The organism is Kribbella sp. NBC_01245, from assembly GCF_036226525.1.
In the GTDB taxonomy this organism is placed as follows: Bacteria; Actinomycetota; Actinomycetes; order Propionibacteriales; family Kribbellaceae; genus Kribbella.
Genome location: NZ_CP108487.1, coordinates 3,680,074 through 3,695,814, shown reverse-complemented (window position 1 = coordinate 3,695,814; position 15,741 = coordinate 3,680,074). Strand labels below are relative to the sequence as shown.

Below are 15,741 nucleotides of genomic sequence, written 5' to 3'. Positions count from 1 at the left end.
AACACAACTCAGGAGACCAGATGATTCAGCTGAGCGAGGCGCTGCGGGCGCGACCGGTGGTCGCCGTGCTGCGGGCGCCCGATGCCGACCGGTTCATCGAGGTCTCCTCGGTGCTGATCGAGGCCGGCATCCCGGCGGTCGAGTTCACCCTCACCTCCGCCGGCGTTTTCGACGCGTTGCGCCGGGCCCGGGACGAGTTGCCGGCCGGCGTTCTGGTCGGGGCCGGCTCGGTCCGTACCGTCGAGCAGGCGCACCGCGCGATCGACGCGGGCGCGTCCTTCCTCGTCAGCCAGGTCACCGACGCGGCCGTGATCGAGGCCGCGCACAGCCGCGACGTGCCGTTCGTTCCCGGCGCGCTGACGCCGAACGAGATCGTGCTTGCTTGGTCGTACGGCGTCCAGGCGGTGAAGGTATCGCCGGTCGGTCCGGTCGGCGGTGTCTCGTACGTCGCGGAGCTGGTCGGTCCGCTGCCCGACATCCGGCTGATGCCGACCGGGTTGGTCCGGATCGACGAGGCGGGCGACTATCTCACGGCCGGAGCCGCGTTCGTCGGGGTCAGTCGCGATCTGACCCGGGACGCGTTGCTGCCCGGCGGCGACCTGGCCGGCCTCGCCGAGCGCGCGGCTCGCGCCGTACGGTCCGTCGACGTCCATGCCGCGTCGGCTGCCTAGCGCTATGGCCCAGACCTATCCGCTGCCGTCGATCTATCCCACTTCGGACGACTTCATCGTCACCGTGAACGGGCAATCCGTGCCGGTCACCGCGTTCGCGCCGGAGCCGGGTGGCGGCGTCGAGTACCACTACGCGCACTTCTCCTTTAGCGGCACGGTGACGGTGGAGGTCACCACGCTTGAGCAGATCGACTTTTACACCGTCAGTCCGCTGGCGTTGGAGATTCCGAGCCAGGTCAGCGGGAACAGGCTGTCGTTCACTCTCGATCGCAGCCGCTATCTGATCGTGAAGATCGACGATCTCAAGGAGTTGGTGATCGCGGCCGACCCGGAGGAGCTGGATGCGCCGGCCGCCTACGGGCCCGGGATCTTCAACGTGGCGGCTTTCGGCGCCGATCGGACCGGTGGAAGCTTGGCCACCGAGGCGGTCCAGGCGGCGATCGACGCGGCCCACGCGGCAGGCGGTGGGGTGGTCTACGTACCGGTGGGTGTATTCATGATCGGCAGCATCGTGCTGCGGTCCCGGGTGCAACTCTACCTGGCCGGGGGATCGGTGCTCAGGGCAACGGGTAATCCGGCCGACTACGCGAAGAAGTTCCACCACGACAGCCTGGGGATGGACGGCACCTGGTTGATCTCGACCGAGCCGGGCTCGTCCGACATCACCATCTCCGGTCGCGGCACCATCGACGGCCAGGGTGCGCGGATGCGCAAGGACGGCAACTATCTCAACCATTTGCTGGTCCCGGTCGGCACCCGCGGCTTGACCGTCGACGGTGTGATCGGCCGCGACTCCGGCTCGTGGGCGTTCCTGCCCAGCCGCTGCTCCGACGTACGAATCACCAATTACAAGGGATTCCAGACCCAGCGCCAGTTCGAGAACGACGTGCTCGACATCAACGAATGCCAGGACGTGACGGTCCGGCACACGATCGCGATCTGCGAGGACGACCCGTACTCCACCAAGGCCTGGGCCGAGGACGCCAACATCGCGTTGAGCTGGCCGCACCCGCGGCAGCCGGTCGAGCGGGTGCTGTTCGAGGACGTGGTGGCGTGGACCCATTGCGCCGCGTTCAAGATCGGCAACGGCCACTACTCGTACCAGCGCGATGTCACCTATCGCAACGGGTACGTCTACAACGCGACCCGCGCGATCGCGGTGGACCCGGCGTACGGGAGTGAGCCCTGTACGGACATCGTCTACGAGGACATCGATATCGAGTCGCTCGACCACAACCGCGGCAACCAGAACTGGCTGCTGATCCACACCCGCGAACGCGGTCTCGGGATAGGGCCGGTGTCCGGTGTGCTGGTCAACCGCGTCAACGTCCGTGCGCAGGGCGGGATGGCGCCACTTGTTGCCGCGGACAACGTTGACGGCGGCATCGATGGCGTCGTACTGCGGGACGTGGTCATCGAGGGGAAGCCGCTGCGGACGTTCGGGCAGCTCGGGATCACGCTTGGGCCGTACGTCGAGGAGCCGACGGTCGTCTACACGTCGCAGAGGGACGTCGCTCGGTAACGCTGCGTGAGAGGCGGCATGACAAGCGGCGACTGTGGGTACCGGATGCGTGCATAATCCACCTCCGTTCCATCGGGACGGATCCTTCAGGAGGTCGCGATGATGTCGCAGACCAACGCAAGCTCGATGACCGCCACGGCGGTGCAGAAGACCGCGCTGGCAGTGGCGGTCGTGTTCCTAGCCGTCGGAGTCGTCGGGTTCATTCCGGGGATCACCACGGATTACGACTCGATGATGTTCGCCGGCCATGACTCCGACGCGATGCTGCTCGGGGTCTTCCAGGTGTCGATCCTGCACAACATCGTCCACCTGCTCTTCGGCGTCGCCGGCCTGGTGCTGGCCCGTACCGCGTCGGGCGCTCGCGGCTTCCTGATCGGCGGCGGCATCGTGTACCTGCTGTTGTGGGTCTACGGTCTTGTGATCGACGAGTCCAGCGCGGCGAACTTCGTCCCGCTGAACACCGCCGACAACTGGCTCCACCTGGGCCTCGGCGCCGGCATGGTCTTGCTGGGCTTGGCTCTGGGCCGAACCGTCAGCACGACGACCACTGTTCAGCCCTGACCTTCGCTGCTCACCGGCACCTGGTGATGTCCGTCAGGTGCCGGTGAGCGGCCGGGTCAGCTCCCGGGTCAGCTCCCGGCGAGGAACCGGCTGGGGTCGCCGGCGGCGCTGGCATTCGATTCCAGCCACGCGTGCAGGCCGTCGGGATCGCGGCGTTCGAGCTCGTCCAAACAGCGCTGGCGCGCTTGGACGATGCGCAGCCTCGCCTCGGGTGACTCCGCGCGCCGGAGGGCGTCGTACGTCGCTTGCCATTGCCGGCAAAGCTCGCTGGTACTCGTCGTACTCGTCCTCGTGTCCTTCGACGGCCGATCGGCCTGGACCTTTGCCTTTGCCGATGAAGTGCCCCGCAGCCGGCCGCACCATCCGATCGCCTGCGGTGACGTCATCCCGACGAGCAACACCAGACCCACGACGCCCACACCCAAGAGGACGGCGAACCCGGCGATGGCCAGCACCGCCGTACAGGCCGCAACTCCAAACACTGCGGATCGCGCCAGCCCCGGCGATGGGTTGGTCGCGGAGATCACCGACCAATGGCCAGCAGCCGTGGTCCCGCCCACCACGATGGCAAGCACCACGATCGCCACCACCCCATCCAGCGGCAACGCGATGCACGCAAGCGGAACGCCGACTGCGCCCAGCAGCCAGCACACCGCACGCCAAACAACCCCGTAAACGGCCACGTCTATCCAGTACCCGCAAAGCCCCGGCTCAACGCCCGCGGGGTACGGGCGGAGTACGGGCAGTCGCGCGCCGGTGGAGATCCGCAGAATCCACCTTGCACCCGAACTCGATATCCCGTGGAGGATCTCCCCTTATGCGTAAATCCATCCTGGCCGCCGCGACGGCGTTGACCGTTGTCGCGGCCGGACTTGTGACCGGAGTCGTCGTGACCGCTCGCCCGGCGACCGCGGCCCTCAGCGACGTACCGGCGGATTGCAGCGTCTACACGACTGCGTACCGCTCCGATGGACAACGTCTCACCTACAGCTACTCCGCCAGGAAGACCGGCACCCAGGCGATCTCCGGCGACAAACTCGGCTGGGTCCCATCAGCAGTTGTGACGTTCCTCGAATCCGGTGGCGCGGACTCGCGCGCGGCGAGCAGTCTGGTGGCACACCCGACCGATGGGAACGTCTACCTGCTGAAGCGCGTGGTCACGCGGACCGACGGCGTCTGGAAGGTCACGGAGCACAAACTCACACGCGTCAAATCGGGGTTCGCCGGCACCCGGCACCTCGAGATGGCGTGGCCGTACGTGTATCGCGTCGCCGGCACCTCGCTCTATCGCTACAAGTTCGCCTTCTCCGACGGTCAGCCAACGATGTCGGCGCCGGTGAAGTTGAGCGGCGTCGGCTGGGACACGGTCCGCACTTTGGCGTACCAGCGCACCGCGGGAACGGGCAGTACCGCCGTGGACGTGCTGCTCGGTACGAAGGCCAACGGGGAGCTCAAGGAGTGGCGGATCAACTACGCCACCCCGGCAAGGATCACCCCGAAGGTGTTGCGGACGAGTGGTTGGGCATCCCTTGCCAGTCTCAACACGGGATGGTGCGACTCACACCCCAACGGTCGCCCGCTGCTCGGAATCACCGCCGCCGGCAGAGCGTCCATCCACTTCGACGCGAACAAGACCGACGGCGTCGGAACCGACATCAAGGGCGGCTCCCTCGGCCTCGTCGGCTGGACGGCAGAGGCCTACTAACGCAGTAAGGGACGGACACCACCACTACGCCGGGAGGTGGTGGTGTCCGTCCTGGTCGATCATGTCCTGGTGTAGCGCCGGGCGCTCGCCCCATAAATAGGGTCGGCATTGGGGCGAGGCTGGGTTAATCTGCGGCAATGGCGCAGGGGGATATTGACAAGATCGCTGGGGAGACCGGCTTCTCTGGTGTGGTCTGGATCGACCGGGCCGGCGAGATCGAGTTCGCGAAGGCTTACGGGCTGGCCAACCGCACGTACGGCGTTCCCAACTCCCTGGACACGAGGTTCGGCATCGCCAGCGGCAGCAAAGGGTTCACCGCCCTGGCTGTCCTCTCGCTGGTGCGTGAGGGGGTGCTGGAGTTGGGCACCACCGCTCGATCCCTGCTCGGCAAGGATCTTCCGCTGATCGCGGACGACGTGACCGTCGAACATCTACTCACGCACACCTCTGGCATCGGTGACTACCTGGACGAAGAGGCCGACACCGAGATCACCGACTACTTCATGGGCGCGGCCCACGAGCTGACTACCACCGAGGCTTTCCTGCCTCTGCTGGACGGGCATCCCACCAAGTTCCGGGCCGGTGAGCGGTTCGGCTACTGCAATGGTGGTTTCGTGGTCCTCGCGCTGCTGGCGGAGCGGGCCAGCGGCGTCGGTTACCACGACCTGGTTCGGGAGCGGGTGCTCCGCCCGGCCGGCATGACCAGAACCGACTTCCTCCGCGGCGACGAGCTACCCGCTGACGCGGCCGTGGGTTACCTGCCATTGGACGGGGTGGACCGCTCCAACATCTTCCACCTGCCGGTGCTGGCCAACGGCGATGGCGGCATCCACACCACTGCCGCCGATATCTCCACCTTCTGGCGCGCGCTTTTCGCCGGCGAGATCGTGGATTCCGTCGATGAGGTTGTACGGCCACGCTGCGACGTACCCCAGGAATCCAAGCGTTACGGTCTCGGCTTCTGGCTGCACGAGAGCACCGACACGGCGATGCTGGTCGGGTACGACGCCGGCGCGTCGTTCAAGTCCACCCACGACCCGCACACCGGCACCACTTGCACCGTGCTCTCCAACACCTCTCCTGGCGCCTGGCCCATCGCCCGCGCCTTGGGGGACTAACACGTCGTACTAGTTCAGGACCGGTAGTCGTGGAAGGTGCGGCGTAGGTCGCTGACCCAGGCGTCGGGGTTCTCCCAGGGGATGAAGTGGCCGCCGTGGTCGTGGGCGTTGACGTTGACGTGGTTGAACCAGGCGGCCTGCGGTCCGGACTTGAACGCCTGGACGCGCTCGTCGGCGGTGGTGATGCCAGGTGGGTTCTCGTACGCGACGAAGGTCAGGCCGACCGGGGCCTGCACGACCGGCGTACGACTGTGGGCCGGGGACCAGGGGTAGCGGTTGGCGTTGGCGTAGTACCGCATCGACGTGGCGATGGAGTTGTTCGCCCAGTAGATCGTGGCGTGGGTGAGCAGGTCGTCCTTGGTGAAGACGGACTCGAGGTCGCCGCCGTTGTCGCTCCAGGCGTTCCAGCGTTCCAGCAGCCAGGCGAGCAGTCCGGCGGGTGAGTCGCTCAGCCCGTGGGCGAGGGTGGCGCCGTCGAGCATGTGCACGGCGAGGTGGGACGCCGAGCGGTGGTCCAGCTCGATGATGCGGGCGCGGACGTCGGTGGGCTCGTCACCGGTGAGGGGACGGTTCCGGGCGAGGTCCCAGGCGCGCGGGCCGGTGAAGAAGTCGAGCGGCAGCCCGGAGCCGATGTGGATGCCGTACAGCTCGTCGGCGTACTTGTGGCCGAGCTGGCTGGAGACGATCCCGCCGATGTCGCAGCCACCGGCGGCGTACTTCTGGTATCCCAGCGTCTCGGTCATCAGGGTGTGCCAGAGGTCGGCGACCTTCCAGAAGTTGACGTCCGGGAAGCCGGTGAGCGGGCCGGGGAATCCGAAGCCGGGCAGCGACGGCACGATGACGTCGAACGCGTCGGCGGGGTCGCCGCCGAACGCGGCCGGGTCGGCGAGCGGGTCGATCACCTTCGACCAGTGCCAGAACGTCCATGGCCAGCCGTGGGTGAGAATCAACGGGATCGGGCTGGGGCCGCGACCGGGCTTGCGCATGAAGTGCACCGGGACACCGGCGACGCCCACCTGGTAGTGCTCGTAGGCGTTGATCGCGGCCTCGGCCTTGCGCCAGTCGTACCCGTCCCGCCAGTAGGCGACCAGCTCACCGAGATAGCCGGCCGGGACGCCGTACGACCAGTCCTCGTTGTCCTCGTCCAACGGCGGACGGGTCAGGGTGAGCCGGGCGCGCAGGTCGTCGAGCACTTCGTCGGCAACCTGGATCGGTGTGGGCTCCAGGGGGAAGTCGTGCCGAGTGGTCATGGCGTGGTCCCCTGCTGGGTGGTCATGACGTGGTTCCTTGCTGGGTGGGGTTCGGCTGGTTGCTTGGTTGGGCGGCGAGCCGGGCCATTTCGAGGAAGGCGGGCAGCGATGCGGCGAGTGCTCGCCGATGCCGCGGGTCGAGCTGGTCGACCAGGGCGGCCAGGCGGCCGATGCGCTCCTGTCGCCGCGACTCGACCGCCTCGGCGCCGGCGGGCGTGATCTGCACCAGCACCGCCCGGCCGTCCGACGGGTCCGGCGACCGCACGGCCAGCCCGTCCCGCTCGAGCCGGGTTACGAGCTGCGTCATCGCCGGCTGCGTGACCCGCTCGCTAGCCGTCAGCTCCGACAGCCGCATCGGCCCGCGTGTCGCCAACGTGTGCAGAACACCCAACGTGGTGAAGCTCCTCTGCTCCACCGACGCCAGCCGAATGAACACCGCCGTGAACTCCTCCATAGCAAGCCCCAACGCCCCAACATCCAGACCGGCCGTCGACTTACTCGGAGACATGCACCAACTCTATCAGCAACCTATATAACCCACTTATGCAGAATCGCTGGCTCGGCACCACTGCTCAGCCTTCGAAAGAAGACCGGGCAGTGGTGCCGGGCGTTCCGCGGCCAAGGCGGGCAGGCTTCCTCAGCGTTCGTCAGGCGATCGTTGGATCAGCCCACCACCCCGCTGTCCCACCCAGTGCACGAGTCGCTGGTCGGCCATGATTTGTCCACGCAAATTCGCCAGTACACCCAGGTGCCGTCACCCATTGGCACCGACCCGTGTTTCCAGGGGCCGTTGCATCCGTCGTTGTTTCTGATCATGATGGTGTTGCCGGGAATGGTCTTCCACTGCGCGTAGACGGAGTCGTCGTCACAAGCCTCGTCGCCGACCGCGATGTCCTTGTCGGTGAGGTTGAACGAGCCGCCCACGCCCGGCCAATTCAGCTCGATTTCGCGGTCCGTCGTGCCGGCCATGGCCGGGAGTGCGGTGCCGAGCAGGATGGTGGATGCCACGGCGATGCCGGCGGCGGTGTGAAGTCTGCGCATAGCTCTCCTAGGTTCGAACGAGAGGCCGAAGTTAGTAGCAGTCGGCGGCGGCACGCCAACGTTTTGCACCTTGCTGCAGACTTGGTGGGGCGGCGCAGACACGGTGTCTGCGCCGCCCTCGGACTACTGCCAGGCGGGCTTGATGGACAGCCCGGTGACGTCGGCCGCCCGGAGAGCTTCGACGACTCGGTCGGAGGCGATGAAGCTCCAGAACTGTGCTCCATTGGAGAAGTACAGGTCGTGGGAGGGATCGGCGTCGAGGACTGCCAGGCCATCGAAGGCTCCGAGGCTAGAGCCGTCGGTGTCCACTACCTCGACAGGGAACGATCGGTAGCCGGTGGCCTCGATCGCCTCCAGCACGTCGATGAGCCGTCGGGACGCGATCTTCATGAAGTAGGTGGTCCACAACAGGTCCCCGATGCGCCACCCGGCGTTGGTACGCGCGAACCGTGGTGTGAAGTCAACCTGCTCGAGGTTGCCGTCGGCCACTAGCTTGTGGAGCTCTTGACCGTTGGCGTTCAGGAACGGTCCGAGTGCCGGTGCGCCCGGGAAGTTCGGTTTGACCCACAGATCGTCGGCGTCTGAGTTGGCCTGCAGTTCGTACGGCAACGGCTTTCTGCTTCCTATGGCTTCGGGCAGGTGTACACGTACCGGCCCTGGATGGACGCACGATAGGCGAGGATCTGTGCTGCGGTCGCGTTGGGATTGGTCCTGAAGAACGTCTCCCAGAGTTGGTTGTACTCGAAGGCCTTGCTGCTGTGGTTGCCTGGAACACCTGCCCTGGAGCACCACCAGCGCAGGTAGATCGGGTCGTGAATGTTGATTCCCGCGAGGCCGAAGTTGCCCTCGAACTTCTGCGGCAGCGTGTGATGCGCCTGCGACTCGGCAACCAATCCGTCCTGCAGGACCAAGTTCTCCCGGAAGTAGGTAACGGTGAACGGCAGGCCGACGTGGAAGAAGGCGTCTTTGACACCGATGTACTCCGCGCCGACGGGACCCATCTCGGCCACGAAGCTGCCGTCGTGGGTGATCGGGCCGCTGTCCTTCTGCGACGCGCACTCAGCGGGAACTTCGATCTCGTCGCTGACCGACTTGAGGTCCTTGCCACCCTTGGGCGGGTTGGCCGGATCGCCGGGCACGGTGACGATCTGGGTTTTGCCATAGACCGTGAGGAACCTGAAGTCCTTGGTGGTACAGCGGATCTTGAACTTGATCTGTGCCTGCGACGGCGTCGCGCTGTAGTTGCCCAGCGAGATCGACATCTGGACCTTCATGCCCGGCAAGATCACCTTGCGGACATTGACGTTGATCGAACTGCCCGGGCTCACGGTGTACGCCGCGGCGGACGCTTGCGTGACCGGTGGTGGAGGTGGTGTGGTTTCGACGGCCTTGGCTGTCAGCGGTATCGATGCCAAAAGGGCCGCCGCGATGGCGACGATTGCCTTCCGGGTGAATCTGCGCACAGTGCCTCCCAGGTCGGAAACGGGCTCGGCGAACCTACCGAGCCCCGATCCCTCCCCGCACTGTCAATACCTGCAACAAGTTGCTAGAGGCAACAACTGAAAGACTTGCTGGTCATTGCCTCTTGCAACTTGCTGCAAAAACCTTCCGCCACCGCCGATGGCCAGGCAGGCTGTTGCTCTCCGCCGCCCGGCGTCCGTCATCAGGTACGACGCCGTCGGTGTCCAACGAGGTACGCGATTCCACTGGCCGCGCCGAGGACTGCACAGAGACCGGACAGGCCAGCCCAGATCGGCGCATCGGTGCGCGCGGTTTCGACGGTCCAGACGGCCCGGGCGCGTGCTGGTCGATTGACGGCGTATTCCACCGGCAGCGTGTCGCCGACTTTGATCACACGGCCGCCGGTGTCCGCGTCGATCTCCAGAGTGTGCGACGAGCCGTCGACTGTGTAGCGCACGACAACGGTGCCCGCCCCCTTCTCGATTAGCCCGGGCTCATGGAAGTTGACGACCACGCCATCGACGACAGCTGTCGGTTCGGACCACGGTCGCGACACCTGCCAGGCATGCACACCCACCGCGCCGAATATCACCGCCACGATCGCAAAGAAGCCGACCAACGACCCGGGGACGAGCGGCTGCCCCCGCCGCCGCCAACCAGGGGCCGATCCTGCAGCATGGCGCCCAGCGGGCTGCCCCGCGACCGCCTCAGCCGGCGTGACTCCGCGAACCCAAAGCACGCCGACCACCACAATTGACATCCCGAACCAGCCAGTTAGCGCGAGAATCGCGGCCAACGCCCCGGTGTCGACTGCTGGTGACAGAGGCCGCGCTGTCGCCAGTGCGATCAACGCACCGATGCCGGCGCCCAGGCCACCGGCGGCGGCCAACGCGACCACGGCCAGCAAAGACAGCAGTCCAGGCCTGGAATCGGCCAGCTGGTAGAACGCGGCGGGTCCTCGCAGGAAGACCCACCGCACCACGGAACGGAGACGCGACATGGGGACATTGTCGATGCTCCCCGGGTCGGACTGGGACAGACGGTTCCACGCCGCAAACGTCTACCCCTCAGCCCTCCGCAACTTTGGGGCAGCCGCCCGCATCGTCAGGGGTAGAGACCCGGAAGGGGTGGCTATGAGGAAGTCAGCGATCGTTTTGGTGGCAGGGCTGCTCGGCGTGTTCGCCGGTGGGCCGTCAGGGGCGGCGATCGCGGCCGATGCGGTCGCCCGATGTGTGGGCGAGAGTTTCGAGGTGACGATCAACCCGGTCACCAATCGCCCGACGGCCCAGGCCATTCGGATGCGGCAGATCTGCGAGGGCAGCTCGGTCATCGTGCAACGGGTCGACGGAACGCTCCGGCAGCAGGTGCGCCTGACCGACACCAACGACACTCCGGACGGCTGGGGTACCTGGGGATCGCTCGTGGTGCCGGTGGCCAATGGCGTCGGGACCTGGCTCATCACGCACGCCCAGGACGCGTCCGGGACCTATCCGCTCAGCCGGCCGATCACCTTCGTCGTACCGCGGGCCTCGATCATGCCGATGCGCGAGGTCATCTGGTCGGCGGCCGGTCGCACGTACACGATCAGGACGCGGGTGCTGAAGTACACCTCGACCGGGGCCTTGGTGCCGATGGCCGGGATCAGCGTCAAGGTGACGGGTTCCAAGTACCTCGATAGCTGGTACTACCCGATCACGACCCTGCGAAGCGATGCGAACGGCTGGTTCACCTACTCGCGCAAGCTCACCCAGGAATTCCAGTTCCAGTTCGCCACACCACCGGCGAGTGCGCTGATTGCGGCGGCGCAGAGCGGGCAGAACGCCGTGTTCCGGCCGGGCGTCGTGCTGACGTCGCCGTACCACAGCAAAGTGGCGATCGGCGTGCCAACGACTGTCAGGGGATACGCCGGCCCTGGCATCCGCGTGGTCGGCCTGAGCGAGTACGACGTCGACAGCAGCCGGGACGTCGACACCGGAGCGCGGGCGACCACTGCCGCCGACGGGACCTTTGTCCTTCGCTACACGCCTTGGAGTGGATCCGACTCCATGGTCCTCGTCACCCCGCCCAACAGCCCAGCCGGCGGGATCATGAACCCCGGCCTCGACGTGGATGTGGTGGAGCCGACTGTCCGGCTGACGGGCAAGGCACTGCCGAAGTCCGGCACGGTGGTCCTGCCGGGCACCACGATGGCGACGTACGGAAACCTGACCCTGGCCGACCCGAACGGCGTCACCACACCGTTCACGAACCGCCGCATCCTCGTCCAAGCCCGGCCCGGATCAACCCCGACCGCGCCATACCGGACGGTGGCCACCGCGACCACCACGTCGACTGGTTACTACTACTCGAACTGGACCGCCACGGTGGACACTCACGTGCGCGTGGTCTACCTCCCCGACGGCGGCCCCGGCCGACCCACCTACACCTACATCCGCTACCTCAACATCCAGTAGCCGTGGCTCCGTCACCCCGGGCAGCGTCACCTTCTCCAGCCGTTTGGTCACGGCCACGGGCCTGCTCCACTCGGTCGCCGGAAGCGGTTGCCGATGGGTCTCAGTGGTTCCATACGCGGGGACCACGGCGTACACAGGCACACTCCTCAACCAAGGTAAGTGCAACGGATCGTCCGGCACGGCGACCGTCGGTGCCACAATCGACCTGCCCGGTGGCCAGTGTGGTGGTCGGCCTCTGGACCTCCAATGCCGATGGTTCGAACCTCACGCTCGTCAAGACGACGAGCCACATCGCCCGCATGAGGTCCTCTGGTATCGGAAGGTGATGCTGGTGCGGTCGCGTTTTGAGGTCGTCGCGTGCCCAGCGCTGGACGGCTCGCGTTCGACTACGCCGGCAGCTCAAGCTCCGTAGCAGCTGAGCGCGCCGGACAGCTGGTAGAAGGAGCCTGTGCCGGCGTCCCGGTTGGTCACGGTGACGCGTACCTGCCGGGCTCCCTTGAGGGGGATGGGGTAGTGATCGGGCACGCTCCAGCCTGTACCGGCTCGCTCGAACGGCTTGGCGAACAAGGTCCCGGCGTCTGAGACGACCGAGATGACCGGAGCCACCCGCATGGTGTCACCGTTGTACGCGTAGGACCGGAGGACCATGGTGCGGCAGGTGGCGGTCGGGAAGGTGACCCAGCGTGCGGTCGACGTCTCGATGCCTTGCTCCAGGCGGCTTCCGTCCACCAGCATCCACCGGCTTCCAGCGGAAGCACCCGAGGCGCCTTCGGTGTAGCGGCTTGCGCTGATCGCTTCGCGGGAACGGTAGATCGGAAGCGTGAAGGGCGCCGATGCCCCGGCGGCCCAGGGGCCACGGGCAACAGCCAGCAGGCGGTAGGTCGCGATGCCCTGCGTGCCCCGGCCCCAGGCGTCGAGAATGTTCGAACCGCTGCCGGAATCGGTGTTGCTGGCGAGCCCGATGTTCACCCATTGACGGCTGTCCGGGTTCCAGCGCTGGAGCCGTCCGGTCGAGTAGGCAGGCGGCTTCGGGAAGACCCGGCCTCGGACATCGATCGAAGCGATCCCGTCGCCATCTGCCGTGGTAGCGCGGAAACTATCGACAACCACCTTGTGCGCGGTGGCGGGCTTGAGAACGCCGCTCAGAGCCGTGGTGTAGGCGGCCGAGCCGCCCCAGCGGGCGCGGTAGTCGTATCGAGCGCCGGCGCTCACGCCGAAGGTGAAGGCGCCCGCGGATGAGGTCTTGGCGGACTTGATCGTGGTCCAGTTCGTTGTTCCGTGGGTCGCGCGTTGCAGGGTCACGGTCGCCCCGGCGATGCGCTGCGTGGTGCCATATTTCCACAGCAGACCGGTGAATTTGATCGTGCTGCCGTAGGGCGCGCTCGTCGGTCCCTTCAGGCTGACCGCTGCCTTGGCCTTTGCAGTCGGGGCTGCGCCCGCAGGAACTGCCCCCACCATCAGGCTCATCGCCGCCGCTGCGGCTGCGATCCGTCGTACTGCGATCATCCGAACTCTCCCCACCAAAGAGCATGCAAAGAGCCGAAGCCTAACCAGTGGATGGGCCTACATCCCTCAGCTCCTCGAAGCGTTTGAAGAGGTATCCGCGGACGACCGGCATGGATGGGTGGCCCTTCGTTCCTCGTACGGCGATTCGCCTGGCGCTTCCGGCGCGGTTACATCGTCCATCTGAGTGCCCGCCTGCCGCGCGGGTGGAAGTCACCTATGGCAAAGTGCCGATAGCCAAGATGCCGTCACCCGCCGACAATCCTCAGACCGAACCGCTCACCCTGTTGTCCGCGGATCGTGCTGCAGGTTGCTGCAAGATCTTGGAAAGGCCTTGTCCTGTGACGGTGGCGAATCGAAGCTGGCCATCAGTGCGGCAGCGATTCGCTGCTCTTGGGGATGAGAGCACAGGGGGTTCCGTGAGGAGAAACGTGGTCTGGAAGGCTGTCGTAGGGGTGGCGGTGATGGCGGTGGCGACGGTCTGCGCCACGGGCAGTGGAAATGCCCAGCAAGAGGAGCCGTTCAAGCGGAGCGCGGTCGCGCGGCAGTCGGTGAGTGTGCAGGCCGTAGCGGCTCAGGTCGACGACCTGTGGCGGTCCAAGGCCCAGTGGGCCGGTGAATACGCCGACGACATCGCTACCATCCACCCCGACCATGGCCAGCTGATGGTGCTGGTGAAGGACCATGTCGACGAGATCCACGACCGGGTGCCCAGCGCCCTGCGGCCGTACGTTTCCGTCGCTCGCGGCCATGTGGAACTGACCGCAGGCTCGCCGTCCAGCGACCGCGGTGGCTGGACCGCCGGCAACCACATCGAATCGTGGAATGCCCTGGGCAAGCGCTCGGGGTGCACCGCGGGCTTTGCCTGGAAGAGCTGGGCCACCGGCGCAGTACTCGGCAGCACGGCGCTGCACTGCTACCAGGGCACCAACCCCTGGATCGAGTGGTACCACGACGGCCGGCACTTCGGCACCAGAACACAGGCCGGTACAGCGGTGAACAACGACGTTCTGCTCCTCCGCCCCGCCCCCAACACCTCGTTCAACGCCACCACCTGGGTGTGGCTGTCGGGTGGCGGTTTCTCGGAGCGCACGGTGACCACCGCGACCCCGAACAAGCTCGGCGAGGTCGTCGCCTTCTACGGAATGACCTCGGGCGGTGGCAGCGGCACCATCGGGTCGACCGCCTGGAACGGTAGGACCGGCCTCATCTGGGCCGACTCGACCCAGGCCCAGCCGGGCGACTCCGGCGGGCCGGTTTACCGGACGACCGCCAGCGGTACCGTCGACGCCCGGGGCACCGTGCATGGGCGTACGGTCCACGACTCCAACGGCAACGGCCAGACCGACCCGGGCGAAGTGACAGGCATGGTCTTCGTTGACGCGGCGTACACCTCGGCCGATCTGCGCGCCTCGATCTACACGGGGTAGTCACGTCATACGGCCGGTCCTTCGCGATCGCGGTTCGGTGCACGAGCACCGAACCGCCTTCCGCCATCGCCGCCCTCGGAATAGCACGCCCGCTGTGAGGGAGCCAGTTCCGCGATCGTGGGCAGTTGCCGAGAGTCGGCCTCGCGGGGGCGGTTCCGGCGCCCAACTCCCGCTGACCAAGCGCCGATAGCGGAGATCCTGTTGGGTGCTAACAGTTCCCATGCACCGTACAAGACGGTCAGTAGACCTGGACCTGCAGTGGTGAATCTGGTGCACCCCAGGTCAGCGCCGCGTCCGTGCGTCAGATCAGATGAGACCGGACACCAGCGGCGCGGTCAACGCAACCACGAGAACCTCCGGTTGATGCGGTCGGCCTTAGGTAAGCCCGCCTCAACCGGAGGTTCTCCTCACGTCAACCCCAACCCGCCGCTACTAGCCTCATCACCGAGCACGTCTAGGCGCAGATGCGCGCTCCGTTGGTGTGGAAATTCAGCGTGCCGAAGTCCGACGACAACCACGCCTGCGCGCACGCCGTACTCTGCGAGTTCGCGAGGCGAATGTAAGGCGACCAGGCGCTTCTTCCGCCGCTGCCCGTGGAGACGAAGTCGGTCGCGCCTGCAGCACGGCCCTCCGACTGGATGTTCTGCTCCGCGGTCACCGGGCTGGAGTACATTCCGCCGTACATGATGACGCGGGACCAGTTGCCGTGACAGGACCACGACCACCGGAGCTGGAGTTCACCGATCTTCTTGCCCGCGAGGTTGCCGCGAGATCCATAGATCGAAGCGGTGGCGACTGTGATGGGACTCGAGCAACCGGAGGGGGTGCCGTCGCCACCCCAGTCCGACGCATGTGCCGGAGCCGCGCTCGTCAGGGTGACTGCGCTGACGACCAAGATCGCGGTGACAGCCGCGATCAACGCCCTGGTGCTGCGACGAAGACGCCCCACTGTGGATGTGATGTTCATTCACGTTCTCCTAACAGGAAGCACCAGGCGCTCGCTGACGCCGGGTGGCGGTTTTCCGA

At 66.4% G+C, this 15,741-nt stretch carries 16 protein-coding genes; 7 read left to right on the top strand and 9 right to left on the bottom strand.

Features of this window, described 5'->3' with window-relative positions; translation table 11 throughout:
* The first annotated feature begins 20 nt into the window (after positions 1–20).
* The 3 genes from OG394_RS16235 (at position 21) to OG394_RS16225 (ending at position 2,754) form a co-directional block, all read left to right on the top strand.
* Positions 21–671, top strand: a complete 651-nt coding sequence (locus tag OG394_RS16235; protein WP_328996197.1) for a bifunctional 4-hydroxy-2-oxoglutarate aldolase/2-dehydro-3-deoxy-phosphogluconate aldolase — start codon at positions 21–23, stop codon at positions 669–671.
* Positions 672–675: 4 nt separating this feature from the next.
* On the top strand, positions 676–2,193 hold the full coding sequence (locus OG394_RS16230) for a glycosyl hydrolase family 28-related protein (protein WP_328996196.1): 1,518 nt from the start codon (positions 676–678) through the stop codon (positions 2,191–2,193).
* Between the two features lie 99 nt (positions 2,194–2,292).
* A complete protein-coding gene (locus tag OG394_RS16225) occupies positions 2,293–2,754 on the top strand; it encodes a DUF4383 domain-containing protein (protein WP_328996195.1) in 462 nt (153 codons plus the stop codon).
* Positions 2,755–2,822: 68 nt separating this feature from the next.
* On the opposite strand, the gene OG394_RS16220 is transcribed toward OG394_RS16225, so the two are convergent.
* Positions 2,823–3,437 carry a hypothetical protein gene (locus OG394_RS16220; protein WP_328996194.1) on the bottom strand — a complete coding sequence of 205 codons (615 nt, stop codon included), beginning with the start codon at positions 3,435–3,437 and terminating at the stop codon, positions 2,823–2,825.
* A gap of 134 nt (positions 3,438–3,571) precedes the next feature.
* On the opposite strand from OG394_RS16220, the gene OG394_RS16215 reads away from it, so the two are divergent.
* Together OG394_RS16215 and OG394_RS16210 are read left to right on the top strand one after the other, a co-directional pair.
* Positions 3,572–4,459, top strand: a complete 888-nt coding sequence (locus tag OG394_RS16215; protein WP_328996193.1) for a hypothetical protein — start codon at positions 3,572–3,574, stop codon at positions 4,457–4,459.
* Positions 4,460–4,596: 137 nt separating this feature from the next.
* Positions 4,597–5,577 (top strand): serine hydrolase domain-containing protein, encoded by a 981-nt coding sequence (locus tag OG394_RS16210; RefSeq protein ID WP_328996192.1) that lies wholly within the window; start codon positions 4,597–4,599, stop codon positions 5,575–5,577.
* A gap of 14 nt (positions 5,578–5,591) precedes the next feature.
* Here the strand turns inward: OG394_RS16210 and OG394_RS16205 are convergent, their stop codons facing one another.
* The 6 genes from OG394_RS16205 to OG394_RS16180 form a co-directional block, all read right to left on the bottom strand.
* Positions 5,592–6,827, bottom strand: a complete 1,236-nt coding sequence (locus tag OG394_RS16205) for an epoxide hydrolase family protein (protein WP_328996191.1) — start codon at positions 6,825–6,827, stop codon at positions 5,592–5,594.
* A 22-nt stretch (positions 6,828–6,849) separates the two neighbouring features.
* Positions 6,850–7,335, bottom strand: coding sequence for a MarR family winged helix-turn-helix transcriptional regulator (locus OG394_RS16200; RefSeq protein ID WP_328996190.1), 486 nt, complete (start codon positions 7,333–7,335; stop codon positions 6,850–6,852).
* Between the two features lie 155 nt (positions 7,336–7,490).
* On the bottom strand, positions 7,491–7,868 hold the full coding sequence (locus OG394_RS16195) for a hypothetical protein (RefSeq protein ID WP_328996189.1): 378 nt from the start codon (positions 7,866–7,868) through the stop codon (positions 7,491–7,493).
* Between the two features lie 123 nt (positions 7,869–7,991).
* Entirely contained in the window at positions 7,992–8,477 is a 486-nt protein-coding gene (locus OG394_RS16190; protein ID WP_328996188.1) for a hypothetical protein, read from the bottom strand.
* Between the two features lie 14 nt (positions 8,478–8,491).
* Entirely contained in the window at positions 8,492–9,331 is an 840-nt protein-coding gene (locus OG394_RS16185) for a hypothetical protein (protein WP_328996187.1), read from the bottom strand.
* A gap of 200 nt (positions 9,332–9,531) precedes the next feature.
* Entirely contained in the window at positions 9,532–10,329 is a 798-nt protein-coding gene (locus OG394_RS16180; RefSeq protein WP_328996186.1) for a hypothetical protein, read from the bottom strand.
* A gap of 133 nt (positions 10,330–10,462) precedes the next feature.
* On the opposite strand from OG394_RS16180, the gene OG394_RS16175 reads away from it, so the two are divergent.
* On the top strand, positions 10,463–11,782 hold the full coding sequence (locus OG394_RS16175; RefSeq protein WP_328996185.1) for a hypothetical protein: 1,320 nt from the start codon (positions 10,463–10,465) through the stop codon (positions 11,780–11,782).
* 399 nt (positions 11,783–12,181) lie between these two features.
* On the opposite strand, the gene OG394_RS16170 is transcribed toward OG394_RS16175, so the two are convergent.
* Positions 12,182–13,288, bottom strand: a complete 1,107-nt coding sequence (locus OG394_RS16170) for a hypothetical protein (RefSeq protein WP_328996184.1) — start codon at positions 13,286–13,288, stop codon at positions 12,182–12,184.
* 416 nt (positions 13,289–13,704) lie between these two features.
* On the opposite strand from OG394_RS16170, the gene OG394_RS16165 reads away from it, so the two are divergent.
* Positions 13,705–14,715 carry a hypothetical protein gene (locus OG394_RS16165; protein ID WP_328996183.1) on the top strand — a complete coding sequence of 337 codons (1,011 nt, stop codon included), beginning with the start codon at positions 13,705–13,707 and terminating at the stop codon, positions 14,713–14,715.
* Positions 14,716–15,169: 454 nt separating this feature from the next.
* On the opposite strand, the gene OG394_RS16160 is transcribed toward OG394_RS16165, so the two are convergent.
* On the bottom strand, positions 15,170–15,682 hold the full coding sequence (locus OG394_RS16160; RefSeq protein WP_328996182.1) for a hypothetical protein: 513 nt from the start codon (positions 15,680–15,682) through the stop codon (positions 15,170–15,172).
* Positions 15,683–15,741 lie beyond the last annotated feature (59 nt).